The sequence below is a fragment of the Solibacillus sp. FSL W7-1324 genome, from assembly GCF_038008025.1.
In the GTDB taxonomy this organism is placed as follows: domain Bacteria; phylum Bacillota; class Bacilli; order Bacillales_A; family Planococcaceae; genus Solibacillus.
Window position 1 is genome coordinate 3,094,146 of record NZ_JBBOYH010000001.1, and the last position, 25,519, is coordinate 3,119,664.

General features: G+C 42.5%; 18 protein-coding genes, 16 tRNA genes and 3 rRNA genes. 6 read left to right on the top strand and 31 right to left on the bottom strand.

Annotated elements, in window-relative coordinates; translation table 11 throughout:
• Nucleotides 1-417 precede the first annotated feature (417 nt).
• Together trmL and queG are read right to left on the bottom strand one after the other, a co-directional pair.
• Entirely contained in the window at nucleotides 418-891 is a 474-nt protein-coding gene (trmL, locus tag MKY71_RS15460; protein ID WP_340733223.1) for a tRNA (uridine(34)/cytosine(34)/5-carboxymethylaminomethyluridine(34)-2'-O)-methyltransferase TrmL, read from the bottom strand.
• 16 nt (nucleotides 892-907) lie between these two features.
• Entirely contained in the window at nucleotides 908-2,041 is a 1,134-nt protein-coding gene (queG, locus tag MKY71_RS15465) for a tRNA epoxyqueuosine(34) reductase QueG (protein ID WP_339173553.1), read from the bottom strand.
• Between the two features lie 100 nt (nucleotides 2,042-2,141).
• Here queG and MKY71_RS15470 point away from each other — a divergent pair, with 100 nt between their 5' ends.
• Both MKY71_RS15470 and MKY71_RS15475 read left to right on the top strand, forming a co-directional pair.
• The gene (locus tag MKY71_RS15470) at nucleotides 2,142-2,831 is read left to right on the top strand and encodes a B3/B4 domain-containing protein (protein ID WP_340733224.1); all 690 of its coding nucleotides are present in this window, start codon (nucleotides 2,142-2,144) and stop codon (nucleotides 2,829-2,831) included.
• 13 nt (nucleotides 2,832-2,844) lie between these two features.
• Nucleotides 2,845-3,354, top strand: coding sequence for a hypothetical protein (locus MKY71_RS15475; RefSeq protein ID WP_339173558.1), 510 nt, complete (start codon nucleotides 2,845-2,847; stop codon nucleotides 3,352-3,354).
• Between the two features lie 225 nt (nucleotides 3,355-3,579).
• Here the strand turns inward: MKY71_RS15475 and MKY71_RS15480 are convergent, their stop codons facing one another.
• Nucleotides 3,580-4,491, bottom strand: a complete 912-nt coding sequence (locus MKY71_RS15480; RefSeq protein WP_340733226.1) for a S66 peptidase family protein — start codon at nucleotides 4,489-4,491, stop codon at nucleotides 3,580-3,582.
• Nucleotides 4,492-4,619: 128 nt separating this feature from the next.
• Between MKY71_RS15480 and MKY71_RS15485 the strand changes: the two genes are divergently transcribed.
• Entirely contained in the window at nucleotides 4,620-5,498 is an 879-nt protein-coding gene (locus tag MKY71_RS15485) for a DMT family transporter (RefSeq protein ID WP_339173563.1), read from the top strand.
• A 35-nt stretch (nucleotides 5,499-5,533) separates the two neighbouring features.
• On the opposite strand, the gene nagB is transcribed toward MKY71_RS15485, so the two are convergent.
• The 21 genes from nagB to MKY71_RS15590 form a co-directional block, all read right to left on the bottom strand.
• A complete protein-coding gene (gene nagB / locus MKY71_RS15490) occupies nucleotides 5,534-6,265 on the bottom strand; it encodes a glucosamine-6-phosphate deaminase (RefSeq protein ID WP_339173566.1) in 732 nt (243 codons plus the stop codon).
• 440 nt (nucleotides 6,266-6,705) lie between these two features.
• Nucleotides 6,706-6,786 (bottom strand) — tRNA-Leu (locus tag MKY71_RS15495).
• Between the two features lie 43 nt (nucleotides 6,787-6,829).
• Nucleotides 6,830-6,903, bottom strand: a tRNA-Cys gene (locus MKY71_RS15500).
• 5 nt (nucleotides 6,904-6,908) lie between these two features.
• Nucleotides 6,909-6,983 (bottom strand) — tRNA-Gly (locus tag MKY71_RS15505).
• 11 nt (nucleotides 6,984-6,994) lie between these two features.
• A tRNA-Gln gene (locus MKY71_RS15510) sits at nucleotides 6,995-7,069 on the bottom strand.
• Between the two features lie 22 nt (nucleotides 7,070-7,091).
• A tRNA-His gene (locus MKY71_RS15515) sits at nucleotides 7,092-7,167 on the bottom strand.
• 40 nt (nucleotides 7,168-7,207) lie between these two features.
• Nucleotides 7,208-7,283, bottom strand: a tRNA-His gene (locus tag MKY71_RS15520).
• Nucleotides 7,284-7,318: 35 nt separating this feature from the next.
• A tRNA-Trp gene (locus tag MKY71_RS15525) sits at nucleotides 7,319-7,392 on the bottom strand.
• Between the two features lie 10 nt (nucleotides 7,393-7,402).
• A tRNA-Tyr gene (locus MKY71_RS15530) sits at nucleotides 7,403-7,486 on the bottom strand.
• 6 nt (nucleotides 7,487-7,492) lie between these two features.
• Nucleotides 7,493-7,568 (bottom strand) — tRNA-Thr (locus MKY71_RS15535).
• An 8-nt stretch (nucleotides 7,569-7,576) separates the two neighbouring features.
• Nucleotides 7,577-7,652: transfer RNA gene (locus MKY71_RS15540), tRNA-Phe, on the bottom strand.
• Between the two features lie 20 nt (nucleotides 7,653-7,672).
• Nucleotides 7,673-7,748 (bottom strand) — tRNA-Asp (locus MKY71_RS15545).
• A 3-nt stretch (nucleotides 7,749-7,751) separates the two neighbouring features.
• Nucleotides 7,752-7,826 (bottom strand) — tRNA-Met (locus tag MKY71_RS15550).
• An 18-nt stretch (nucleotides 7,827-7,844) separates the two neighbouring features.
• Nucleotides 7,845-7,920 (bottom strand) — tRNA-Val (locus MKY71_RS15555).
• A gap of 29 nt (nucleotides 7,921-7,949) precedes the next feature.
• Nucleotides 7,950-8,024: transfer RNA gene (locus tag MKY71_RS15560), tRNA-Glu, on the bottom strand.
• A gap of 16 nt (nucleotides 8,025-8,040) precedes the next feature.
• Nucleotides 8,041-8,132 (bottom strand) — tRNA-Ser (locus tag MKY71_RS15565).
• A 9-nt stretch (nucleotides 8,133-8,141) separates the two neighbouring features.
• A tRNA-Asn gene (locus MKY71_RS15570) sits at nucleotides 8,142-8,217 on the bottom strand.
• A 14-nt stretch (nucleotides 8,218-8,231) separates the two neighbouring features.
• A 5S ribosomal RNA gene (gene rrf / locus MKY71_RS15575) occupies nucleotides 8,232-8,347 on the bottom strand.
• Nucleotides 8,348-8,463: 116 nt separating this feature from the next.
• A 23S ribosomal RNA gene (locus MKY71_RS15580) occupies nucleotides 8,464-11,392 on the bottom strand.
• 426 nt (nucleotides 11,393-11,818) lie between these two features.
• Nucleotides 11,819-13,373, bottom strand: a 16S ribosomal RNA gene (locus tag MKY71_RS15585).
• Together the 16S, 23S and 5S rRNA genes with 16 tRNA genes alongside form the textbook arrangement of a ribosomal RNA operon.
• A 344-nt stretch (nucleotides 13,374-13,717) precedes the next feature.
• Entirely contained in the window at nucleotides 13,718-14,611 is an 894-nt protein-coding gene (locus MKY71_RS15590) for a nucleotidyltransferase-like protein (protein WP_340733227.1), read from the bottom strand.
• A gap of 291 nt (nucleotides 14,612-14,902) precedes the next feature.
• Here MKY71_RS15590 and MKY71_RS15595 point away from each other — a divergent pair, with 291 nt between their 5' ends.
• On the top strand, nucleotides 14,903-15,244 hold the full coding sequence (locus tag MKY71_RS15595) for a YgzB family protein (protein ID WP_339173570.1): 342 nt from the start codon (nucleotides 14,903-14,905) through the stop codon (nucleotides 15,242-15,244).
• Between the two features lie 92 nt (nucleotides 15,245-15,336).
• Here the strand turns inward: MKY71_RS15595 and perR are convergent, their stop codons facing one another.
• The 3 genes from perR to bcp form a co-directional block, all read right to left on the bottom strand.
• Entirely contained in the window at nucleotides 15,337-15,783 is a 447-nt protein-coding gene (gene perR, locus MKY71_RS15600) for a peroxide-responsive transcriptional repressor PerR (RefSeq protein WP_339173572.1), read from the bottom strand.
• Nucleotides 15,784-15,959: 176 nt separating this feature from the next.
• Nucleotides 15,960-16,907, bottom strand: a complete 948-nt coding sequence (locus tag MKY71_RS15605; RefSeq protein WP_339199752.1) for a D-2-hydroxyacid dehydrogenase — start codon at nucleotides 16,905-16,907, stop codon at nucleotides 15,960-15,962.
• A gap of 23 nt (nucleotides 16,908-16,930) precedes the next feature.
• Complete coding sequence (gene bcp / locus MKY71_RS15610) at nucleotides 16,931-17,398, bottom strand: thioredoxin-dependent thiol peroxidase (RefSeq protein ID WP_340733228.1); 468 nt, start codon at nucleotides 17,396-17,398, stop codon at nucleotides 16,931-16,933.
• Nucleotides 17,399-17,531: 133 nt separating this feature from the next.
• Between bcp and MKY71_RS15615 the strand changes: the two genes are divergently transcribed.
• Complete coding sequence (locus MKY71_RS15615) at nucleotides 17,532-18,818, top strand: glutamate-1-semialdehyde 2,1-aminomutase (protein WP_340733230.1); 1,287 nt, start codon at nucleotides 17,532-17,534, stop codon at nucleotides 18,816-18,818.
• A 68-nt stretch (nucleotides 18,819-18,886) separates the two neighbouring features.
• Nucleotides 18,887-19,981, top strand: coding sequence for an FUSC family protein (locus tag MKY71_RS15620; RefSeq protein WP_340733231.1), 1,095 nt, complete (start codon nucleotides 18,887-18,889; stop codon nucleotides 19,979-19,981).
• Nucleotides 19,982-20,403: 422 nt separating this feature from the next.
• Here the strand turns inward: MKY71_RS15620 and MKY71_RS15625 are convergent, their stop codons facing one another.
• The 4 genes from MKY71_RS15625 to MKY71_RS15640 form a co-directional block, all read right to left on the bottom strand.
• Nucleotides 20,404-21,627 carry an IS110 family transposase gene (locus MKY71_RS15625; RefSeq protein WP_340732598.1) on the bottom strand — a complete coding sequence of 408 codons (1,224 nt, stop codon included), beginning with the start codon at nucleotides 21,625-21,627 and terminating at the stop codon, nucleotides 20,404-20,406.
• 244 nt (nucleotides 21,628-21,871) lie between these two features.
• On the bottom strand, nucleotides 21,872-22,762 hold the full coding sequence (locus MKY71_RS15630; RefSeq protein ID WP_339173580.1) for an ABC transporter permease: 891 nt from the start codon (nucleotides 22,760-22,762) through the stop codon (nucleotides 21,872-21,874).
• A gap of 16 nt (nucleotides 22,763-22,778) precedes the next feature.
• The gene (locus MKY71_RS15635; RefSeq protein WP_339173582.1) at nucleotides 22,779-23,783 is read right to left on the bottom strand and encodes an ABC transporter permease; all 1,005 of its coding nucleotides are present in this window, start codon (nucleotides 23,781-23,783) and stop codon (nucleotides 22,779-22,781) included.
• An 84-nt stretch (nucleotides 23,784-23,867) separates the two neighbouring features.
• A complete protein-coding gene (locus MKY71_RS15640; protein WP_339173583.1) occupies nucleotides 23,868-25,511 on the bottom strand; it encodes an ABC transporter substrate-binding protein in 1,644 nt (547 codons plus the stop codon).
• Between the last annotated feature and the right edge of the window lie 8 nt (nucleotides 25,512-25,519).

The window sequence follows — 25,519 nt, forward strand, 5'->3', positions numbered from 1 at the left end:
GTTCGGCCCTTCATCTTCGGTCGAAGACTACTATGGCTTCTGCTGACTTCTCTTGATTCATCCATTTATCACTAAACAAATTGTTAATTGAATAACCCTCAAGAGACCTCCCCGGGTAAGCACAACCGCCTTCCTCTCATGTAACTGCCAGATTTACTGTATGGGATTTGGGCAGTATTGGACTTCGCTTTGTTTAGCAAGCTCATCCGTCCCAAGTCAGCCTTTTATCTGATTTCTGTTCGTCAGTTCGAGAGTTTGCGTCCGACTTCCTTCAGATTCCACGTCACCATGGACACCCTTGTCTTTCGCTAACAGTTCCTACTGCCAAGCCTGTAGTGGACTTTCACCACCAGGCTGTTGTGCATGCCGGGCACACTAAGAAAAAGGCAAGAAGCATCAGACGCTTCTTGCCTTGTTTTATTTTAACCCCGGATAGTTTTGTTGTCTTAGTACTTCGTAAATAACGATTGCCGCTGTGTTTGATAAATTCAGTGAGCGGATATGGTCACTTTGCGGTATTCGCAGACACATATCGGCACGCTCCTTTGCAAATTCCTTTGGCAAGCCTGTCGTTTCTCTTCCGAACATAAAGTATAAGTCACGTTCTGAATTGCTGAAGTCATGCGTCGTAAATGGTTCATCACTATATGTCTCAATTAAGTACACATCGCCATCTTGACTGTACTCGATAAAATCCTCTAATGAATCATGGTATACAACATTCACATGTTCCCAATAATCCAGCCCGGCACGCTTCAGCATTTTGTCATCTGTTGAAAAGCCTAAAGGGCGGATTAAATGTAATGATGTATTCGTTCCAGCACAAGTGCGGGCAATGTTGCCTGTATTTGCTGGGATTTCTGGTTGATATAATACGATATGGTTTGGCACTTCTGATCCTTCTCTCTTAATGATTTAACATGGCCAGTCCTTTTTCAATTTCGGCCAGCACTTCTTCATCCTGCTCTGTTTTTCTGGCAGCCATTAAAATAGCCTCTGCCCCATCCGTTCCGATTTTTCCGATTGCCCATGCAGCCGTCCCTCTCAATACAGGACGTTCATCTTTTTGCAATACTTGAACTAAGTCAGGCATTGCCGCTTCTTCTTTAAAGTGGGCAAGCGCTAAAATAGCATTGCGCTGAATCGGCTTTTTGCCGCGCCATGAGCCGGATACATGGCCAAACTTTGCTTTGAATTCCTTATTTGAAATCGATAAAAGCGGTTGAAGCAATGGTTTTGCGATTTCAGGATCCGGCGTAAATTCCTCATGTATCCAGTTGAGCTTTCCTTTATTTTTCGGACAGACCGTCTGACATGTATCACAGCCATACAGACGGTTTCCGATTTTGGCACGAAATTCGTCAGGCAAAAATCCTTTCGTCTGTGTTAGAAAGGCAATGCAACGCTGTGAATTCAGCTGCCCAGGTGCAACGATCGCTCCTGTAGGGCATACATCGATACATAATGTACAGTCACCGCATTCATCTTCCATCGGTGTATCTGGTGCAAACGGGATGTTCGTGATAATTTCTCCTAAATAGACGTATGAACCAAATTCAGGTGTAATAATAGAGCAATTTTTGGCGCTCCAGCCGATGCCTGCTCGTTCTGCAACCGCACGATCCACCAGTTCCCCGGTATCGACCATCGATTTCACCTTTACATTCGGTACCCGTTCTTGCAGCCAAGCTTCAATAAGCTGCAGACGTTCACGAACTGCTGTATGATAATCAATCCCCCATGAAGCACGGCAAAAGATGCCGCGGCGCTCCCCTTTTTTTCCTTGTGGGGCATCTTGCATGCGAGAAGGATACGCAATCGCAATCGCAATAATGCTTTCTGCTTCATCTAATAGTTTTAAAGGCTCTGTGCGCAGCTCTATATTTGCTTCTTCAAAGCCTGATTGGTATGCTAATTGTTGCTGACGACGCAGACGATTCTTCAATTCATGAAACGGAGCAGCGGTTGTAAATCCGATTTTATCAACACCAATAGATGCTGCATATTTCACTAAATCTTCTTGAAGTTGATGTACTTTCATTTCACATGCTCCTTTCAAATGATACAATAAATATAAATTTATTTCGTATTACATAATTTAGTATTTTTCCCATTAAAAACAATGTAAGAAGGTGTTCTACATGAATATTTCCATTAATGAAGCTCTTTTTTCAGTAAATGAACAATTAAAAATTGGCCTTATCCATTATAGCAAAATTATCGTTGAAGAATCTCCTCAAATGATTAAAGGACGCACACAACTTTATCAGGAAAATCTGTATTTGGAACTACAGGAAACACCTGTGACAGAACGACCTGGCATTAAAGAGTGGCGCCAGCTTTGGAAGGCTTTCGGCGGCGATCCGAACCGGTACCGTCACTCAGCGGAAAGTTTGATGCGACGTATCGCTAAGCAGCAGTATTTAGCTCCGTTCCATTCTGCTGTTGATTTAAACAATTTCTTCTCACTGCAATTTGAGATTCCTGTTGGCATATATGATTTAGATGCTATTGAAGGCGGCGTGGAAATCGAAGTAGGCAATGAGACGACAGGCTATGATGGGATCAATGGACGCTTTAATTCACTAGAAAATATCATCCATTCAAAAGATGCGCATGGCCCATTCGGCAGCCCCTTTGTTGATTCAAAAAGAACGGCCGTAACAGAGGCTACGACAAATGCCCTGCAAATCTTTTATTTGCGCCCTTCCTTAAGTGAAGAAGAGGCAACTAAACTATTGAGCAGTGCAGGAAACATGTTTACACAAGTTAGCGGTGGCGAATATGAAGTACATATTCTATCGAAGGAAAATTCAAAAGTTCAATTTTAAGGAGTGGAATGATTTGAGTATTAACTTAGCTGAGGCAGTAAAACTAAAAAGTATCATTACGAAGAGAATTCAGGAACGCACAATGCAAGTACATTCATTAACACATGTCATCATTGAAAAAGGTGAACAGCCAAAAACACCTGATTATTCTTTAGAGATGCTTGAAGCAGAGCTAAAAGAGCTACGTTATGATTCTCGTAAACTTGATGCTCTAATCTACCGTGCTAACATCGACAATACGGTTGTCTTTAAAGATGAGGAAATGCCTATTGTCGAAGCAATTGAACTGGCGAGCCAATTACGAGCAGAAGCCCAATTTTGTAAAAACCTTGGCTCAGAAGAAAAAGAAGCTTTTTACCATAATTCCGGTGATGCCATGCTTTACCGCGTAGCATTGTACGAGCCAATGACATATCGAAACCGTGCAAATGAGCTGGAAAAGGAAGCACATCGCCTGTCCAATTTAATCAATGCGAAAAACTATCAAGTTGAAATTGAATTTGATGACAGCAATTATTTCTAAACCTGGGGCGGTGAGACTCCAAACTAGGTAATAACGAGCGATTATGCTTCGGCATTCCCAACAACTGGTGAAACCAATAACTCTTTACCGTTTACAATGTTACCTTTCACTCATAACCAACCATAGTAAAAGCTAACACAAACTATAGAGTATTTTTGCTCGCTCGTTATTAAAAGACACCTGCTCACATTTGTGAAAAGGTGTCTTTGTTTTTATATTTAATATTTACTCTACACCCGGTAAAATTCTTAATGTCTTTTCGTCTGCATCCAAAATTACGTCCACACCTAATGGAATCGCGATATTAGGTGCACAGTGGCCAATTTTAAACCCTGCTAACACAGGTTTGTTAAACGGCTTCAAATACCCTTCAATTACCTTCAACACATCCTCATAGCTGTATGTATCATCCGGCATATTAAAATCCGCTATAACAAAGCCTGCTGCAAGCTCCAGCTTTCTTGATAGGCGCAACTGGTTCATCATTAAATCAATTTGCTCAATTGTTTCCCCTATGTCTTCAAGAAGTAAAATTTTATCACGTACGTCAATTTCAAATTTCGTGCCTAGCGTACTGACAATACGGTTTAAATTTCCGCCTGTCAACTCGCCGCGTACCACTCCCGGTACAACTGTTGTAAGAGGAGAAATGCTTTCCGTATACTGAATTTCAATCGGTTGGAACAGCTGCTGATACATCTTTTTAGAAAGAGTATCCAGCTCCCCTTTTGGACTGGACATCATCGGGCCATGGAACGTCACTAAATTTGCAAACTCGTTTACTTGAGTGTGTAGAGCCGTCACATCGGAAAAGCCCCAAATAATTTTCGGATTGTCCTCGATTAATGGATAGCTTATTTTATCGATAATTCTAGAAACCCCATAGCCGCCCGTCACTAAAAAGACGGCCTTCACTTCAGGATCGACAATCATCTGGTGGAAATCTTTAATTCGCTCCTCATCAGTACCTGCCAAATAGCCTTCATAATCCTGTACCGTATTACCAAGCTTATACTTTAAACCGAGCTCATCTAATAACGCTAATTTATCACCTAATGATTCTGTCTTAAGCGGACTGCTTAAATTTACTAATCCTACAGTATCGCCTTGCTGTAATCTTGCTGGTCGTATTTTCATGTTAATGACCTCCTTTTACTTCTGTGGCTATTGTATCATAGCGTTTTATGTAAAGCGCATTGCAAATTCCATGTGGTTGTCCCTATAATAGATAAAATCATTTTTCCAATATAAGGAGATGTACAAGTATGAAATTTCCACCACAGCTACTGCTCATTTTAGCTACTTTATTATGGGGTGGTAACTTTGTAATTGGACGGGCTGTTTCCGGGGATATTCCTCCGATAACTCTTGCCTTTTTACGATGGATTGTCGCCTTTCTCGTATTTTTCCCTATCGCTTACCAACGAACGAAAAAAGAATGGCCTGCCCTGAGACAGCATTGGGGTGCAGTCATTATTTTAGCACTTACAGGAGTTGCTGCATTCAATACGCTCGTATACATCGGATTGCATTATACAACGTCCATCAATGCATCATTAATGAATTCATCGACACCGATCATTATATACATACTGAGCTTCATCTTTTTAAAAGAACGTTTAACAAAATTCCAGATGTTCGGCACGATGCTATCTTTAGTCGGCGTGCTCTTTATTATATCTGGAGGTTCGTTACAAAGCCTCTTTTCATTTTCATTCAACAAAGGGGACTTAATCGTATTAATTGCCGTAGTGTGCTGGAGTATCTATTCATTACTCATTAAAAAGTACGCTGGCAAATTGCCTGGCTACTCTACTTTTTTAGTAACAATCGCAATCGGAGCCATTATGTTACTCCCATTCGCAGCATATGAACTACTGACAACATCACAGACAATCGTATGGAACACTTCGACAATCGGGGCAATTATTTATGTAGGCATCATTGCTTCAATTGTTGCCTTTTTAAGCTGGAATACCGGCGTTGTCTCATTAGGTGCAAACAAAGCAAGTATTTACCTGAACTTCATTCCCCTCTTTGCAACAATCTTTGCTGTATTGTTTTTAAATGAGCAACTCCTACTTGCTCAAGTAATTGGTGGAATCGCTGTTATTGCAGGAGTCGTTATATCAGCGATGAAATAATAAAAAGGAGTGCACATTGTATGCACTCCTTTAGTTTATTTTACATCTGTATAAATAACAGTAACATCCGGATGGTTGTGAAGAGCGCTTGCAGGGAAATCTTCTGTAACTATCCCACTGCGCAAACGATCAAAGGCCTCTTGTTTTGAAGCACCAGCAATTAATAATACAATCTTTTTAGAACTTAAAATGGTTTTAATTCCCATAGTAATGGCATGGGTCGGCACATCCTCAATTGAATCAAAATAAACTTTATTTGCTTCACGTGTAGACTGCGCAAGTTCTATAATATGTGTACCTACATCGAAAGGAGTTCCCGGTTCATTAAAACCAATATGTCCATTCCCACCGATTCCTAAAAGCTGAATATCAATATTTCCTGCTGCCTTAATCATCGCTTCATATTCAGCTGCAGCCTTTTCTAAATTCGATTGAATGCCAGCCGGTAAATTGATATTATCACGTTTCATATCGACATGATTAAACAGATGATGATCCATATAATAATGGTAGCTCGATTCATTTGCCGGATCAATTCCGACATACTCATCCAGGTTAAAGGACTTGGCCTGTGCAAAAGATACCTCACCTGCTTTGTATGCTGCAACCAGTTCTTTATAAAAGCCTTCCGGAGTCCCCCCTGTAGCTAAACCAAGTACTGTTTCACTATTTTTTTTCAATTGATCTATAAAAATTGTTGCGGCAATTTTACTCATCTCATCATAGTTTGCTGCTTCAATCCACTTAAAGTTTGTTACTACATTCATTTTTTATTTCCCTACTTCCTCACTGAAATACATATTTGTTATTGTATAAATAATATTTACGGCTTCTTGTTTTCCTACCATTATAATGTTCATTCTATAGCAAATATTTTTAAGAAGCTAGAAAAAAACGTCTTATTTCCTATTAAAAAGAGCATGTAATGACGCAAAATATATATAGTTTTTCTACCTTTCCAATATTAAATGGAGTAAGCAAATAAACTTATGGAATAACTTTATTTCTGTATAAATACTTAAAAAATATCTTTTACAGTATTACTTTTTATAAGATAACTACACAGTTGTATTGAAATAATTGCTTGCTGTAGGAAATACTTTTAAGAGAATTAAAAACTTGCTAGTATACAAAGCAAATACAACAAAAAACTCTTCAAAGCATTTATGTTAGGCTTTGAAGAGTTTCATCTGTTGTATTGAACTGATACCGAGTGTGGGACTTGAACCCACACGCCTCGCGGCAACGGATTTTGAGTCCGTCGTGTCTGCCATTCCACCAACTCGGCAAATTAAGGTAAAAAAAAATCGGAATTCCGATTCAATGAAATATGGAGGCGGCAACCGGATTTGAACCGGTGATAAAGGTGTTGCAGACCTGTGCCTTACCACTTGGCTATGCCGCCATATTTGGAGCGGAAGACGAGGTTCGAACTCGCGACCCCCACCTTGGCAAGGTGGTGTTCTACCACTGAACTACTTCCGCAAATTAAAAAATGGCTGGGGTACCTGGATTCGAACCAGGGCATGACGGAATCAAAATCCGTTGCCTTACCGCTTGGCTATACCCCAATATTCAAATTATTATATAAAATGGGGCGACTGATGGGAATCGAACCCACGAATGCCTGAACCACAATCAGGTGCGTTAACCACTTCGCCACAACCGCCACTATAATATAATTTTAATACTTAAACCTAAATAAAAGATGGGGCGACTGATGGGAATCGAACCCACGAATGCCTGAACCACAATCAGGTGCGTTAACCACTTCGCCACAACCGCCACTATATTATTTTAAGTATTTTTGAGAATTTATTTGGCAGGGGCAGTAGGAATCGAACCCACACTGACGGTTTTGGAGACCGTAGTTCTACCTTTAAACTATGCCCCTATCAAAAGGATGGTGGAGGGGGACGGATTCGAACCGCCGAACCCTAAGGAGCGGATTTACAGTCCGCCGCGTTTAGCCACTTCGCTACCCCTCCAGGTAATGGTGCCGGCGAAAGGAGTCGAACCCTCGACCTACTGATTACAAGTCAGTTGCTCTACCAACTGAGCTACACCGGCAAAAAATATGGTGGGTTTGGACGGAATCGAACCGCCGACACTTAGAGCTTCAATCTAATGCTCTACCAACTGAGCTACAAACCCACAGTTTAATTTCATAAAAATGGCGGTCCCGACCGGGATCGAACCGGCGATCTCCTGCGTGACAGGCAGGCATGTTAACCGCTACACCACGGGACCATTTGGTTGCGGGGGCAGGACTTGAACCTGCGACCTTCGGGTTATGAGCCCGACGAGCTACCACTGCTCCACCCCGCGATAATATTATTTGTTTAATGGTGGAGGATGACGGGCTCGAACCGCCGACCCCCTGCTTGTAAGGCAGGTGCTCTCCCAGCTGAGCTAATCCTCCAACGCTGGATACTTTCTTATGTATCTTTTTGGTGACCCGTACGGGATTCGAACCCGTGTTACCGCCGTGAAAGGGCGGTGTCTTAACCACTTGACCAACGGGCCTCGTTATAAATAAGCCTGGCGGAGAGTAAGGGATTTGAACCCTTGATGCAGGGTTACCCGCATACACGATTTCCAATCGTGCTCCTTCGGCCACTCGGACAACTCTCCAAGATTTGATGGCTCCGAAGGCAGGACTCGAACCTGCGACCTGCCGGTTAACAGCCGGATGCTCTACCAACTGAGCTACTTCGGAATAATTCTATAACAGCCTAGCGACGTCCTACTCTCACAGGGGGAAGCCCCCAACTACCATCGGCGCTAAAGAGCTTAACTTCCGTGTTCGGTATGGGAACGGGTGTGACCTCTTTGCCATCATCACTAGACTATTTAGAAAGACATTAATTATTATACCATACTTTTCAATTTTGTCAAGTATTTTATAATAATTTTTCATTCTTTCAAAACTGGATAAACGTTTCATTGAGTTATGCAATAAAATGTGGTTAAGTCCTCGACCGATTAGTATTCGTCAGCTGCATGCGTCACCGCACTTCCACCTCGAACCTATCTACCTGATCGTCTTTCAGGGGTCTTACTTACTTGCGTAATGGGAAATCTCATCTTGAGGGGGGCTTCATGCTTAGATGCTTTCAGCACTTATCCCGTCCATACATAGCTACCCAGCGATGCCTTTGGCAAGACAACTGGTACACCAGCGGTATGTCCATCCCGGTCCTCTCGTACTAAGGACAGCTCCTCTCAAATTTCCTACGCCCACGACGGATAGGGACCGAACTGTCTCACGACGTTCTGAACCCAGCTCGCGTACCGCTTTAATGGGCGAACAGCCCAACCCTTGGGACCGACTACAGCCCCAGGATGCGATGAGCCGACATCGAGGTGCCAAACCTCCCCGTCGATGTGGACTCTTGGGGGAGATAAGCCTGTTATCCCCGGGGTAGCTTTTATCCGTTGAGCGATGGCCCTTCCATGCGGAACCACCGGATCACTAAGCCCGTCTTTCGACCCTGCTCGACTTGTAGGTCTCGCAGTCAAGCTCCCTTATGCCTTTACACTCTACGAATGATTTCCAACCATTCTGAGGGAACCTTTGGGCGCCTCCGTTACTCTTTAGGAGGCGACCGCCCCAGTCAAACTGTCCGCCTGACACTGTCTCCTACCCCGCTAAGGGGCATGGGTTAGAAGTTCAATACAACCAGGGTAGTATCCCACCGACGCCTCCTTCGAAGCTGGCGCTCCGAGATCTCTGGCTCCTACCTATCCTGTACAAGTTGTACCAAAATTCAATATCAGGCTACAGTAAAGCTCCACGGGGTCTTTCCGTCCTGTCGCGGGTAACCTGCATCTTCACAGGTACTATAATTTCACCGAGTCTCTCGTTGAGACAGTGCCCAGATCGTTACGCCTTTCGTGCGGGTCGGAACTTACCCGACAAGGAATTTCGCTACCTTAGGACCGTTATAGTTACGGCCGCCGTTTACTGGGGCTTCAATTCACAGCTTCGCTTGCGCTAACCGCTCCTCTTAACCTTCCAGCACCGGGCAGGCGTCAGCCCCTATACGTCACCTTACGGTTTTGCAGAGACCTGTGTTTTTGCTAAACAGTCGCCTGGGCCTATTCACTGCGGCTTCTCTAGGCTATGCACCCAAAGAAGCACCCCTTCTCCCGAAGTTACGGGGTCATTTTGCCGAGTTCCTTAACGAGAGTTCTCTCGCACACCTTAGGATTCTCTCCTCGACTACCTGTGTCGGTTTGCGGTACGGGCACCTCTCACCTCGATAGAGGCTTTTCTTGGCAGTGTGAAATCAGGAACTTCGCTCATACGAGCTCGTCATCACAGCTCAACGTTAAAGTATGCGGATTTGCCTACATACACGCCTTACTGCTTGAACACGCGCAACCAACGGCGTGCTTACCCTATCCTACTGCGTCCCCCCATTTCTCAAACGGTGAGGAGGTGGTACAGGAATATCAACCTGTTGTCCATCGCCTACGCCTATCGGCCTCGGCTTAGGTCCCGACTAACCCTGAGCGGACGAGCCTTCCTCAGGAAACCTTAGTCATACGGTGCATGGGATTCTCACCCATGTTTCGCTACTCATACCGGCATTCTCACTTCTAACCGCTCCACCAGTCCTTCCGGTCTGACTTCAACGCTGTTAGAACGCTCTCCTACCACGCATACTCAAAGTATGCATCCACAGCTTCGGTGAATCGTTTAGCCCCGATACATTTTCGGCGCAGCGTCACTCGACCAGTGAGCTATTACGCACTCTTTAAATGATGGCTGCTTCTAAGCCAACATCCTGGTTGTCTAAGCAACGCCACATCCTTTTCCACTTAACGATTACTTGGGGACCTTAGCTGGTGGTCTGGGCTGTTTCCCTCTTGACTACGGATCTTATCACTCGCAGTCTGACTCCCGTGTATAAATATCCGGCATTCGGAGTTTGTCTGAATTCGGTAAAGCGAGATGCCCCCCTAGTCCAAACAGTGCTCTACCTCCGGTATTCTCAATCACGAGGCTAGCCCTAAAGCTATTTCGGAGAGAACCAGCTATCTCCAGGTTCGATTGGAATTTCTCCGCTACCCACACCTCATCCCCGCACTTTTCAACGTGCGTGGGTTCGGGCCTCCAGTGAGTGTTACCTCACCTTCACCCTGGACATGGGTAGATCACCTGGTTTCGGGTCTACGACCACGTACTAATTCGCCCTATTCAGACTCGCTTTCGCTGCGGCTCCGTCTTCTCAACTTAACCTCGCACGTAATCGTAACTCGCCGGTTCATTCTACAAAAGGCACGCTATCACCCATTAACGGGCTCTAACTACTTGTAGGCACACGGTTTCAGGATCTATTTCACTCCCCTTCCGGGGTGCTTTTCACCTTTCCCTCACGGTACTGGTTCACTATCGGTCACTAGGTAGTATTTAGCCTTGGGAGATGGTCCTCCCGGATTCCGACGGAATTTCACGTGTTCCGCCGTACTCAGGATCCACTCTGGAGGGAATGAACTTTTGACTACAGGGCTTTTACCTCGTTTCGCGGACCTTTCCAAGTCGCTTCGTCTAGTTCATTCTTTTGTAACTCCGTATAGAGTGTCCTACAACCCCAAAGAGCAAGCTCTTTGGTTTGGGCTCTTCCCGTTTCGCTCGCCGCTACTCAGGGAATCGAATTTTCTTTCTGTTCCTGCAGGTACTTAGATGTTTCAGTTCTCTGCGTCTGTCTTCGACACGCTATGAATTCACGTGAAGATACTATCCGATTAAAGATAGTGGGTTCCCCCATTCGGAAATCCCCGGATCAAAGCTTACTTACAGCTCCCCGAGGCATATCGGTGTTAGTGCCGTCCTTCATCGACTCCTAGTGCCAAGGCATCCACCGTGCGCCCTTATTAACTTAACCAAAAGTTAACACTTAGATCAATTTCGCCTTGGCGTAATTGCGTTCAGATTTTTTTGAGTCCACTCAAAAAGTTTCCTTTAAAAAATCTGTAACATCTGCCAGAGGCCTAACTTCATGAAATGAAGTTTAGATCCAAGATTTAAGTTTACACGTCAATTGCTTGACTTGTTTAAAAATCTATAAAATAGAAATTTGATTTATTGCTTTCAATGTCGTTTTATCCAGTTTTCAAAGAACGAAGCAGCTGACTTCAATCACATCGTGACAAAGCTTCACTGATTTTGCTTCATGCAGCTTTGCGACGAAAGCGCAAGCGTCAGGAGCAATGTTTTGAAGTATTTCATTCATTTAAGAATGAACCTTCAAAACTGAACAGCAAACGTTAATGTTTCATTCCCCAAGGGAATGATTCCGAAAAATCCTTAGAAAGGAGGTGATCCAGCCGCACCTTCCGATACGGCTACCTTGTTACGACTTCACCCCAATCATCTATCCCACCTTCGGCGGCTGGCTCCAAAAGGTTACCTCACCGACTTCGGGTGTTACAAACTCTCGTGGTGTGACGGGCGGTGTGTACAAGGCCCGGGAACGTATTCACCGCGGCATGCTGATCCGCGATTACTAGCGATTCCGGCTTCATGTAGGCGAGTTGCAGCCTACAATCCGAACTGAGAACGGTTTTATCGGATTAGCTCCCCCTCGCGGGTTGGCAACCGTTTGTACCGTCCATTGTAGCACGTGTGTAGCCCAGGTCATAAGGGGCATGATGATTTGACGTCATCCCCACCTTCCTCCGGTTTATCACCGGCAGTCTCCTTAGAGTGCCCAACTGAATGATGGCAACTAAGAATAAGGGTTGCGCTCGTTGCGGGACTTAACCCAACATCTCACGACACGAGCTGACGACAACCATGCACCACCTGTCACCGTTGCCCCCGAAGGGGAAACTATGTCTCCATAGTGGTCACCGGGATGTCAAGACCTGGTAAGGTTCTTCGCGTTGCTTCGAATTAAACCACATGCTCCACCGCTTGTGCGGGCCCCCGTCAATTCCTTTGAGTTTCAGTCTTGCGACCGTACTCCCCAGGCGGAGTGCTTAATGCGTTAGCTGCAGCACTGAGGGGCGGAAACCCCCCAACACTTAGCACTCATCGTTTACGGCGTGGACTACCAGGGTATCTAATCCTGTTTGCTCCCCACGCTTTCGCGCCTCAGTGTCAGTTACAGACCAGACAGTCGCCTTCGCCACTGGTGTTCCTCCAAATCTCTACGCATTTCACCGCTACACTTGGAATTCCACTATCCTCTTCTGCACTCAAGTTCCCCAGTTTCCAATGACCCTCCCCGGTTGAGCCGGGGGCTTTCACATCAGACTTAAGGAACCACCTGCGCGCGCTTTACGCCCAATAATTCCGGACAACGCTTGCCACCTACGTATTACCGCGGCTGCTGGCACGTAGTTAGCCGTGGCTTTCTAACAAGGTACCGTCAAGGTAGCGCCAGTTACTACGCTACTTGTTCTTCCCTTGCAACAGAGTTTTACGAACCGAAATCCTTCTTCACTCACGCGGCGTTGCTCCATCAGACTTTCGTCCATTGTGGAAGATTCCCTACTGCTGCCTCCCGTAGGAGTCTGGGCCGTGTCTCAGTCCCAGTGTGGCCGATCACCCTCTCAGGTCGGCTACGCATCGTTGCCTTGGTGAGCCGTTACCTCACCAACTAGCTAATGCGCCGCGGGTCCATCTTATAGTGACAGCAAGACCGTCTTTCAACTTTAAAACATGTGTTAAAAAGTGTCATTCGGTATTAGCCCCGGTTTCCCGGAGTTATCCCAATCTATAAGGTAGGTTACCCACGTGTTACTCACCCGTCCGCCGCTAAAATTTTAAAGGTGCAAGCACCAATAAAATTTCCGCTCGACTTGCATGTATTAGGCACGCCGCCAGCGTTCGTCCTGAGCCAGGATCAAACTCTCCATAAAAGTAGTTTGAAAGCTCATTTGCTTTGCTAGCGATCCAACTTCGTTAGAAGTTGGAATCTATTGTTTGCTTCATTCAAGAAGCTTGTCTCATTAACGTTGCTTGTTCAGTTTTCAAGGTTCATTGTGTTTCGTTTGTCGTTTTAGCGACTTCTCTAATTTAACATCTCTGTTTCTTTTTGTCAATAACTTTTTTGAAAAAGTTTTTTAAAGAAACTCGAGTGTGTAATTTAGTTGTTTTCAAGTACGTCTTAGCGACATTTAATATATTACAATACTTTCAATGTTTTCGTCAATACTTTTTTAAAAATAATTTCAGAGCGTTTTTAAACGCTCTGATTAATATACTATAACCCATACTCGGATTCAATATAATGTCTGTCTACATAATAGTTTCTGTGGAAGATCGCTTCGTTTTTAGCGATAACCGCTTCCACTAAAATTAACTCTTTTTCAATTAAGTATTCAACAAACACTTCCAGGTCAACAGAGTAATAACTCAATTCAGGATGATCATGCAATTGCTGAATTGTCCACGAAGGTTGTGCAAGCATTGTTTCTAAAATATGCTGTGCCCCATCTGTCGTTCTGGAATTGATTAAAAACTCGCCTGCTAAAAATAATAACTCCAGACGCTTTTCAAGACTTTCGTTGCTCATAATCAATTCTTCATATAATTTATATATTGCAGGATCATTGCGTTTCACCTGGGCCCACACTGTTACTTCCGGGTAATGCCCGCTATCGATAATCGATAGTCTCCCTAAATGATGCAATGAAGCAACCACATGATTGTACGCATCTAAATAATGACCATCCTCAAATAATTCTTTTCCTTCTTTATAACGGCGGATTAACTTGGCAAACTGTATACCTGTTTTTAATTTTCGACCGAAGAATGGGAACTCTTGCAATTCAGAACGCAGTTTATATAGAAACTCATTGCGGTCAAACATAATTTTCCCGTGGAAAAGCCAATCAACTAACCGCCTGTGCGAGCCAATGAAAATCCATTTACGCAACCGTTCCTCCGTTAAAATATGCATCACCATTTTCGCTTCACCATATGAATAGTGTTTCGAATAAATAGGCTTATCACTTTCTTTTACAATAATTAAAAGAACCGAATCAAATGTATCGGTCATATTCTCGGCACCTTCACGCTTGTTTATCAATATTACTCCAAGCGTTTCCGGCTGACTTGCACGTTCCTGATATATCGGTCTTAAAATATGTTCCATTGTTATCCCCCTATAAAGTTTACCTTCTATATAATATCCTTGTAGATGCTATAAGATAAATTAACTAATATTACGACGATAAACTTTAACCATGCTGAAAGTCCATCATTTCTTAAAAATAAATAATAGAAATGCCATTATTTTTTCTTTCGCCATTCATTTACAAAAACCCTTCATTTAAACATTTTTAAATAGTATTAAGAGTTGTTAACGAGCCGCCTAATTCTTTCCTGTCTACTAATTTATATCCAATTCATGTTATAGTATATTTTAGATTAGGAGGCAATTGAAATGAAAAAATATAATAGTAAAATTAATAAGATCCGCTCTTTTGCATTATCCCTTATTTTCATCGGCTTCGTTATTATGTATGGTGCAATCTTCTTCAAAAATAATCAGATACTTGTATTAATCTTCATGACAATTGGACTTCTTTGTATTATCGGCAGTACTGCTGTATACGCCTGGGTAGGATTATTGTCTACAAAAGCTGTTCAAGTCGTTTGTCCGGAATGCGGGAAATGGACAAAGGTGTTAGGTCGTGTGGATATTTGCATGTACTGCAATGAACCGTTAACTTTAGATCCTACATTAGAAGGAAAAGAATTCAATCAAGAATACAATAAAAATTAAATGTTCAACAAGGCTGGAGTAAAGATAACAAACTTTTACTCCAGTTTTTTGTATAAAAAAAACCCAGCAACAACCGTTACTAGGTTAGATTATTATTGAACTTTTGTTGCACCGACTGCTAAACAGTCAGGACATGTACCATAGACTTCTAAACGGTGTGAATTAACTTGAAAACCCGTTACTTGCGAAGCAAACTGCTCCACTTCATTTAAACCGGGATAGTGGAAGTCTACAATTTTACCGCAGCCATCACAAATCATGTGATAATGATCGCCCGTTACAAAATCGAAGCGACTTGCTGCATCTCCATAAGTAAGCTCTTTTACTAAGCCCACCTCACGAAAGACACGTAAGTTATTATAAACCGTTGCTACACTCATATTAGGAAACTTATCGCAAAGCGCCTTGTATATATCATCAGCTGTTGGGTGAATCATACTTTGAATTAAATATTCCAAAATCGCATGACGCTGAGGAGTAATTCGTACACCAGTAGTCTTTAACGTGTCCAGCGCATCCTTTAAATGCAATTCAGACATCGTCATGCACCCCTTTTCATACATATTATTAATTTGTAATCGTTATAATTAGTGTAGCGAATTTGTCCATGCGTTGTCAACAATTGCTTATGTCGGTTGAAACAAAAGTATAGGATAAAAAAGCTAAATGAAAATGTAAACGGTTAAATGCCTATTCTTCCATATAGCATTCTCAATTAGTATCCTCTTAAAATATTCATTTTATTTTCTAAATCACGTTCCCCGTTCAGCCATTTCTCCAGACTAGGTTTGAAAATATCCAAACTGCGCTCTAAATAACGTGAAGAATGGCTTGAAAAATGCGGTGAAAGTGTAACATTGTTCAAATCCCATAACGGACTTTCTGCCGGTAATGGCTCAATTTCATAGACATCCAAAACAGCATGTTCAATTAGTTTGTCCTGTAAAACGCCAACAAGAGTATCTGTTTCCACTAAGTCCCCGCGCCCGAAATTCATAAAGATGGCTGAACTCTTCATCAGTTCAAAATGCTCTCGAGTCAGCATATGCTTCGTTTCCTTAGTAGATGGCAGCATTGAAAGAATAATATCCGCTTTCGGTAACTGCTCTTTTAAATCATCGAGCTTATATGTCTCATTCATATAAGGAGCCTCGTTGCCTGAGCGGTTGCAGCCAATTGTATGAACATCAAAAGCCTGCAGAATCCGTCCTACTTCGCTGCCGATCGCACCCGGGCCGATGATTAGCGCTGTACTACCGTTTAACTCTGTCGGACGCGCCTTTTTATTCCATTCTTTCTTCTGTTGCTGTTCATAAATAAAAGGCAATACTCGTTTTAATGCTAAAATATGCGCTAAAATTGATTCAGTCATCGGCTTCTTATGTATCCCGCGCACATTCGAAACGAGTATATTACGTTTCGCGATCGCTTCTGCCGGCATCTTTTCAATTCCTGCAGATGCAACGAAAATCCATTGCAGTTTGTCTGCATGCTGTAAGTGCTCTTCCTTTAAATCTTCCCCATACGTCACTAAAACATTTGTTTGAGCCAGTTTCTCCACATCCAGTTTCTTATCGAATAAAAAATCTACTTGAGGAAACTGTGCCAAAAGCGGCTGCTTTAAATCGTCGCGTAGTTCAAATGTAAAATAAATCGTTACCATCATAATTCCCCTTTGTGCACCTATTAATTTGTGCGATTTTTTAAATAGTTTAACACATCTTCAATATGATTTTTCACCCGGACTTTACGCCACTCTTTTTCAACGATTCCCTTTTCATTGATCAAGAACGTTGAACGTTCAATTCCCATATACTCTTTTCCGAAATTTTTCTTTAATGTCCAGACACCATATTTCTCAGCAACTTCATGATTTTCATCGACTAATAATGAAAAAGGCAATCCGTGCTTTTCAATAAACTGTGTATGTTTCGCTGCATCATCCAGACTCACACCTAAAATTACAGCATTCAAATCTGAGAAATCATCATATTTATCGCGGAAGTCGCAAGCCTGTGTTGTACAGCCAGGCGTTAAATCTTTCGGGTAGAAATAGAGAATAACGTTTTTGCCCTTATATTCTTCGAGCGTAACCGTTTCCCCCTCTTCATTTTGCAATGCAAATCCCGGTGCTTGTAAATCTTCTAATGTCATGTCCATTCCTCCAAAATTTTCTTCTATGATACAAAACAATGCCCGATGCTTCAATTTCTTTGGCGTTCCCTTTCATTACATACTACAATAGATATGAAATCATTTCATGTAACCTATTTTGGAGGAATAAATTATGAATCATACTAAATCTGAACAGCTTCATGCAGAAGCACTCGAACATATCGTCGGCGGGGTAAACAGTCCATCCCGTTCTTATAAAGCAGTAGGCGGCGGAGCACCTGTTGTCATGGTCCGCGGTAAAGGAGCATACTTTTGGGATGTGGACGGTAATCGTTACATCGATTATTTAGCAGCCTACGGACCGATCGTTACAGGTCATGGCCATCCGCATATTGCAAAAGCCATCGCCCATGCTGCAGAAACAGGCGTATTATTCGGTACACCGACAGAGCATGAAATTAAATTCGCTAAAATGCTGAAAGAAGCCATTCCTACATTGGATAAAGTACGTTTTAACAACTCCGGTACAGAAGCTGTGATGACATGTGTACGTGTTGCACGTGCATTTACAGGGCGTACGAAAATTATTAAATTCGCCGGCTGCTACCACGGTCACTTCGACCAAGTACTTGTTGCAGCGGGATCAGGTCCAGCAACATTAGGTTCACCTGACTCTGCCGGTGTTCCTCATGCAGTCGCAACAGAGGTCATTACCGTACCTTTCAACAATAAAGAAGAATTTACATTGGCAATGGAAAAATGGGGCAATGATGTTGCCGGGATTTTAATCGAGCCAATCGTCGGGAACTTCGGGATTGTAGAACCGGATAAAGGATTTTTGGAACATGTACATGCACTCGCAAAAAAACATGGTGCATTAACAATCCATGATGAAGTTATTACCGCTTTCCGTTTCCACTACGGTGCAGCACATACTATGCTCGGCTTAACTCCGGACTTAGTCGCAATGGGGAAAGTAATCGGCGGCGGTCTGCCAATCGGTGCATACGGTGGTCGTAAAGAAGTTATGGAAACAGTTGCTCCTCTTGGCCCTGCATATCAGGCTGGTACAATGGCCGGAAACCCTGCAAGTATGCAGGCAGGTATTGCATGCCTTGAAGTATTGCAGCAACCGGGGATCTATGAAGAAATGGACCGCTTAGGTGCTCTTCTTGAAGAAGGCATTTTAGCTGCTGCCAAAAAACATAATGTAACGATTACATTAAACCGTTTAAAAGGCGCATTTGCTATCTACTTTACTGATGTAAAAGTGGAAAACTATGAGCAAGCGGAAAATACGGACGGTGAAAAGTTCGGTCGCTTCTTTAAATTGATGTTATCCCAAGGCATCAACTTAGCCCCTTCAAAATATGAAGCATGGTTCTTGACGACAGAACATACAGAAGCAGACGTCGAAGAAACATTAAAAGCAGTAGATTACGCATTTTCACAACTTTAATAACAATTGCCGCTATACATTTTATAGCGGCTTCTCTTCATTCAATCTATCAGAAAGGAGGAAAAAATATGAAACTAGGTGCCCGCGTTTTAAAAACGGGTGTTGCAATAGTATTCGCTTTATTTTTAGCTCAAATGCTGAATGTACCGTCACCTGTGTTTGCTGCAATTGCTGCTGTATTCGCAATCCAGCCTTCCATTTACCGCTCTTATCTTACAATTTTAGAACAAATACAGGGTAATATAATCGGCGCTACTGTTGCAGTCCTATTCGGTCTTATCTTTGGACATCATATCGTGTCTGTCGGTATTGCCGCTATTATCGTACTTGGTCTTATGATGAAGCTAAAGCTCGAAAAATCAGTCTCCCTTGCCCTTGTGACGATGATCGCCATTATGGAAGTACCGGGCGATGATTTTCTAATGTTTGGGTTAATCCGATTTAGCACTGTAATGCTAGGTGTGTTCGCTGCTTTCGTTGTAAACTTATTGTTTTTACCGCCTAAATACGAAATAAAGCTATTTAAAAAAATCAACTCTGTTCAGGATGATATTATTCGCTGGACACGTTTGGCCGTTCGCCAAGCGAGTGAACATACATCTACAAAAATGGCCGTTAATAAATTGCAGTCACGACTAAACGAAATTGATACAATGTACGGTTTTTTCAAAGAAGAACGCAGCTATTTCAGGAACCGTAAGTACGTAAAAGCCCGCAAGCTTGTTATTTACCGTCAAATGTTATTAACTTCGAAGAAAAGCTATGAGTTGCTCGTTCGTTTACACAAACATGAAAACGAGCTCGGGAAGTTGCCGATAAAGTTTCAAGTCATTATCCAGGAACGCTTAGACTTCTTGCTAACCTACCACGAACAGCTGTTATTGAAGTACACCGGAAAGCTTAGGCCTGAACATTCTAAGTGGACACGTCACGATGAATATTTGCAAGGCAGTGAGCTAATGGAGCAGTTTATCAAGCAGATTGCCTTTGCTCAGGAAGAGGCAGAAGAAGATGAACAGTTTTCAAGCTACCATCTGCTTTATATTTTATCGCGGATATTAGATTACGAGGAAAACCTGGAGCATCTTGATACACTGATCGTTTCCTATCGCAGCTTCCACAGTGAGGAAAAAAACCTCGACCTGGAATCGGAGTTTTACTAAATAAAAGAGGTTGGGACATAACCCAAAAATGCTATTTTTCCCTGAGAGAAAAATAGCATTTTTTTGCTGAGCGTTAAAATTGATTTCCATTCCGGGACGCTTTCCGCGGGCGTGGCCTGAGCCTGTAGTCTCAGGCGTCACGCTATTCCCCGCAGGAGTCGCCCTCCATTCCCATCAATTTTGCAATATATCCATTTCTTAATAAAGGCTTTCCTTTTATTTAGCAATAATTATACTTATGTCCCAGCCTCTTTTCTTACGATTAGTCAAGTGTATTCTACAACTTTAGTAGCTATTTTAGATTTAAGTGTAGGGGCATAGTTTCTCTCTTTATTTTACACTTATATTTTTATATGCCAAAAAGACCTAACGATTTTTATTTTTTTCGAGAGGTCTGTATGATATAGTGGAGTTACGTTTTATTACGATTTCTGAGCTGGTAGTGCGGACTCATAATCGTAAAGGATGCCTCGTGTTAATAACTGAAATGTCACTTTCAGAAACTTATTAACACAGGCGATGATCGCAACCTTATGAGGCTTTCTCTGAGGTTGCGTTTTTAATTTATAATAGTAATCCGCAAAATGATTTGGTTTCTCTTTTAACATAAGCATCCCTTGCATCATGAAATATAAAATTTTCCGCAAATGTTTATTCCCACGCTTATTGATACGATCCCGATATTGTGTGTTCCCGGATTGATAGCGCATGATATCGATCCCTGCGTAGGCGTTTAATTGTTTTGCATTTCGGAAGCGGCGAATATCACCGATTTCACCAATCAAGCGACAAGCTGTTGTTTCACCCACACCAGGAATGGAGCGTAATACAATATATTCTTGACGTTCTTTTGATAGCTCCGTCATCTGTTGGACAAGCGCCTCTTTCTTTTCCTTCAGTTCTGCAATACGAGTTGCGTAATCCTTTACTTGATCACACCTTACATCTGTCGGCTTAATGGCCGGATAACTATTTTGAGCTGCTTCCATTAGTTCAACGGCTTTTTTCTCTGCACGAGTAAGGGAAAGGTTCTTTTTCGTATTCGCCTTCAACCGATTTTTTATGACGGTTTTTGAATGAGACAAAACAAGGGTAGGGTGTGGGTAAAGCTGTACGATATTTAAAAATAATGCGGAACTTGGCGTAATGAGTTTTTCAAGCTCTGGAAAACTCATATGTAAAATCGCATGCATCCGACTCTTTAGTAAAATCATTTCCTCATCGATTTCATCATAATAGCGTGTAAGTGCACGCATCTGTTCATAATAATCATCTTGAACGTAAGTCGCTTCACGTTCCAATCTAAAATGCGTTTTGGCTAGTTCATGTGCGTCACTTACATCCGTTTTATGGCGTCGCATTTTCGCCATCTGTAAATTCGCTTCAAGTGGATTCATCCGACTATATGTATAGCCATGATTTTTGAAAAACGCTTCTACTGATTTGGAATAGACGCCTGTTGCTTCAAATACAATTTCAGGAGCTTGTCCATCTAGTTTCTTCATTTCTTCGATACGCTCGTGTAATCGCTCAAAGTCAATTCGTGTGTGATTTAATTCGCCTTCAAACTCACATTTTCGATACCGATCATAAATAACGACCGAACTTTTGCCTTTACTAACATCTAACGCAATGACATGTTTCATGATTTCATTCTCCTTTTTAGCCAGTCATAGAAGCCTTCACAATACCTTATCGATTCCACTTTCTTATACACGATCTCTTTGGACCCAACATACTAAACTGATTCATATAAGGGCGTGAAGTTAGCCGGTTTTTTATACGGACTCACAAATGGTCCCAGAGGCTGGTCGGCTTTTCTTCACTTCTACTATAAAAAAATAGTAGCACAAACCATGGCCTTGGTTTGTACTACTAATGTTAGTATGTTTAACTTTTCATCTTCGGATCAAGTGCATCCCGCAATCCGTCACCCATAAGGTTAAAGCCGATTACTGTCAGCATAATCGCAAGTCCCGGGAAAATCATCGCCCATGGTGCGTTCAGTAAAAACATCCGCGCATCCGCAAGCATTTTCCCCCACTCCGGCTGTGGCGCTTCTGCACCAAGCCCCAAAAATCCGAGTGCTGCCGCTTCGATAATCGCTGTCGCAATCGCCAGTGTCCCCTGTACAATTACGGGAGTCATCGAGTTCGGCAAAATATGCTTCCATAAGATCCGGGAGTTTTTCATACCGATTGCTCTTGCGGCATGTATATACTCTTCTTCTTTTATACTCAGCACGCGCGACCGTATTAGTCGGCCGAAGTTCGGTATATTAATAACCGCAATCGCGATTAAAGCATTTTGCAATGATGGACCTAAAATCGATACAATTGCGATCGCCAGTAAAATACTTGGGAACGCAAGCATAATATCAAACAGTCGCGATATGATCGTATCAACCCATCGACCATAGTAACCTGCAATAATCCCTAAAAAGCTGCCTGCAACTGCGGAAATCAGCACGGCCGATAAACCGACCGTCAACGAGATACGTGCTCCATGTAAAATTCGCGAAAAGATATCCCGACCGAGATCATCTGTTCCAAACCAGAAATCAGCAGATGGAGGCTGCAGACGCATACTTAAATTTTGTTCGTTTATACCTTGTGGTGCAAACATAGGACCGAATACCGCCAGAAGCACAAAGAATAAAACGATTGCACTGCCGAACAGCGCAGACTTGCTTTTCTTGAAATTCGTCCATGCTTCTTGCCATGGTCCCTTCACTCGTTCTTCTTCAATCCGCTGAACCTGATTTTGTATAACTTCAGCCATGCTATGCGCCTCCTCTCTAGTTGTATTTAATGCGCGAATCAATCACTGTATATAAAAGGTCAACAATCAGGTTAATCATTACGAATAAAAAGGCAACGATTAAAATACCCGACTGGATGACAGGATAATCACGGAATCCTATCGCTTCATATATATAGCGTCCAATTCCCGGCCAACTGAAAATTGTTTCTGTTAAGATTGCCCCGCCTAAAAGCATACCTGTTTGCAAGCCGACTACCGTCAAAACAGGAATCAACGCATTTTTGAGTGCATGCTTATAAACAACAACAAACATTTTTTGACCTTTTGCCCGTGCTGTACGAACAAAATCCGAACGCATTACTTCCAACATCGAGGCTCTTGTCATTCGAGCAATGATCGCCGTCGGAATCGTTGCAAGTGCAATGCCAGGTAATAATAAGTGCTTTAACACAACAATGAATTGATCAAACCGGCCTTGCATTAATGTATCAATTAAGTAAAAGTGCGTGATAGCCGTTACCGGATCCCGAACTTCTTCCCTTCCTGATGTAGGCAACCAGCCCAGCTGAATACCGAATGCCCATTGCTCCATTAAACCTAACCAGAAAATCGGCATCGAAACACCGATTAAAGCAATGACCATCGCCACGTAATCAAACCATGAATTTTGAAACCACGCCGAAACAATCCCTGCATTTACCCCGACGATAACGGCAACAATCATCGCGAAAAATGCCAGTTCAAATGTAGCTGCTAAATACGGCCACATTTCAGAAGAAATCGGCTGTCTTGTTCTTAATGACTCTCCCAAATCTCCCGTTACAATTCCTTTTAAGTAATCGAAATATTGAACATACCACGGATTATCTAGGCCAAGTTTCAGGCGAAGTGCCGCAATTGCATCTGCAGTAGCTTGCTGTCCTAAAATGACTTGTGCTGGATCACCGGGAATGGCACGAATAATCAGAAACACTAAAAAGGTCATCCCAAGTAATACAGGTATTAAATGCAGTAGACGTTTGCCAATGTAGTGAAGCATGCTCTTCACCCCTTTTTTGAATGTATGTTTCTACTAGTTGAAAAAAAGGAGAGGAATATTCCTCCCCTTTCACTGAACTTTCTATTATTCCATTGAAACGTTATCTAATTTATCAGAACCTGTTGGGTGTGGCAGGAACCCTTTCACACCTGCTTTTGCAGCAAGTAATGGTGTAGAGTGTGCAAGTGGAACCCATGGTGCATCTTCATGAATGATTTCCTGTGCTTTTTTGTATAACTCATTACGCACATTTTCATCTGTTTCAGACTGCGCCTGAATTAATAAACCATGTACTTCTTCATTAGTATAGTACGCATAGTTGTTTGAAAGGATATTGTCTTTGTCTAATAATGTGTAGATGAAGTTGTCTGCATCCCCATTATCACCAGTCCAGCCAAGCATGAATGCATCTGCTTCACCGTTTTTCGCTTTCTCTAAATATGTTGCCCATTCAAAAGTTACGATTTTCGATGGAATCCCAACATCTTCTAAGTTCTTTTGAATAACTTCCGCCACTTTCGCTCCGTCCGGCATATATGGACGAGGTACCGGCATTGCCCATAATTCAATTTCTTTTCCGTCATAGCCAGCTTCAGCTAATAAAGATTTCGCTTTTTCAGGATCATACGGATATGGAGAAATTGCATCGTTGTAACCGCTGATTGATGGTGGCATCGGGTTTGCTGCCACTTCTGCACGTCCTTCGAAGAACGCATCAACAATCGCCTGTTTATCGATTGCATAATTCACTGCTTGACGTACAAGTTTGTTATCAAACGGTGCACGAGTATTCGTTAAACCTAAATAGCCAATGTTCATTGATGGACGTTCGATCAGTTGTAACGTAGAATCGCCTTCAACTGTTTTACCGTCTGAAGGGTTAATACCATCAGCTAAATCGATATTGCCTGCCATTAATTCATTTAAACGAGCAGAGTTATCCGGAATTGAACGGAAGATAACTTTATCTAATTTCGGTAAACCTTCTTGCCAGTAGTCTTCAAACTTCTCAATCGTGATTGAGTCATTACGTTTCCATTCAGTAAATTTAAATGGACCTGTACCTACCGGGTTATCGCCGAATTTATCGCCTGCTGCTTCAAATGCAGTCGGTGAACCGATTCCGAATGGGCTCATCGCCAAGTTTTTAAGGAATGGTGCCTGCGGACGAGAAAGTGTGAACACAACTGTGTAATCTCCTTCAGCCGTTACATCTTTAATAATATCTTCGCCCTCTGCTTTAAACATAGAGTTGAAGTAGTAGAAATCTTCCTCTTTTCCACCTTTCCAGCGATTTACATTTTTAATAACAGCTTCTGCATTGAAGTCTGTACCATCATGGAATTTCACACCTTCTTGAAGCTGGAATGTGTAAGTTAAACCGTCTTCACTTACTTCCCATTCTTTTGCTAGTCCAGGGTTGATTGTTGTATCTTGCTCCCCGAAGTTCAGTAATGTTTCAAATAGATTTTGTGTTACTTTGAATGATTCGCCATCTGTTACGATACCTGGATCAAGTGAAACAGAATCTGCTCCACGGCCAAATACTAATACTTGAGGTGTTGAAGAACTTGAATTGTCTGTTGTATTGCTGTCTGTATCTGTACTTGAATCGTTGCTTGTTTCTGATGATGACGTTTCTGCATCGTCAGCACCACAAGCAGCTAAAAATAATGACATTATTAATAGCATCATAAGACTTACTAAATACAATTTACCTTTCCTCAATAAAAAAA

Bases quoted from the DNA above. Each gene is read 5' to 3' on its own strand.
- queG (WP_339173553.1), bottom strand. From the start codon at position 2,041: ATGAAAGTACATCAACTTCAAGAAGATTTAGTGAAATATGCAGCATCT.
- MKY71_RS15470 (WP_340733224.1), top strand. From the start codon at position 2,142: ATGAATATTTCCATTAATGAAGCTCTTTTTTCAGTAAATGAACAATTA.
- MKY71_RS15480 (WP_340733226.1), bottom strand. From the start codon at position 4,491: ATGAAAATACGACCAGCAAGATTACAGCAAGGCGATACTGTAGGATTA.
- MKY71_RS15485 (WP_339173563.1), top strand. From the start codon at position 4,620: ATGAAATTTCCACCACAGCTACTGCTCATTTTAGCTACTTTATTATGG.
- nagB (WP_339173566.1), bottom strand. From the start codon at position 6,265: ATGAATGTAGTAACAAACTTTAAGTGGATTGAAGCAGCAAACTATGAT.
- MKY71_RS15590 (WP_340733227.1), bottom strand. From the start codon at position 14,611: ATGGAACATATTTTAAGACCGATATATCAGGAACGTGCAAGTCAGCCG.
- MKY71_RS15595 (WP_339173570.1), top strand. From the start codon at position 14,903: ATGAAAAAATATAATAGTAAAATTAATAAGATCCGCTCTTTTGCATTA.
- perR (WP_339173572.1), bottom strand. From the start codon at position 15,783: ATGTCTGAATTGCATTTAAAGGATGCGCTGGACACGTTAAAGACTACT.
- MKY71_RS15605 (WP_339199752.1), bottom strand. From the start codon at position 16,907: ATGGTAACGATTTATTTTACATTTGAACTACGCGACGATTTAAAGCAG.
- bcp (WP_340733228.1), bottom strand. From the start codon at position 17,398: ATGACATTAGAAGATTTACAAGCACCGGGATTTGCATTGCAAAATGAA.
- MKY71_RS15615 (WP_340733230.1), top strand. From the start codon at position 17,532: ATGAATCATACTAAATCTGAACAGCTTCATGCAGAAGCACTCGAACAT.
- MKY71_RS15620 (WP_340733231.1), top strand. From the start codon at position 18,887: ATGAAACTAGGTGCCCGCGTTTTAAAAACGGGTGTTGCAATAGTATTC.
- MKY71_RS15625 (WP_340732598.1), bottom strand. From the start codon at position 21,627: ATGAAACATGTCATTGCGTTAGATGTTAGTAAAGGCAAAAGTTCGGTC.
- MKY71_RS15630 (WP_339173580.1), bottom strand. From the start codon at position 22,762: ATGGCTGAAGTTATACAAAATCAGGTTCAGCGGATTGAAGAAGAACGA.
- MKY71_RS15635 (WP_339173582.1), bottom strand. From the start codon at position 23,783: ATGCTTCACTACATTGGCAAACGTCTACTGCATTTAATACCTGTATTA.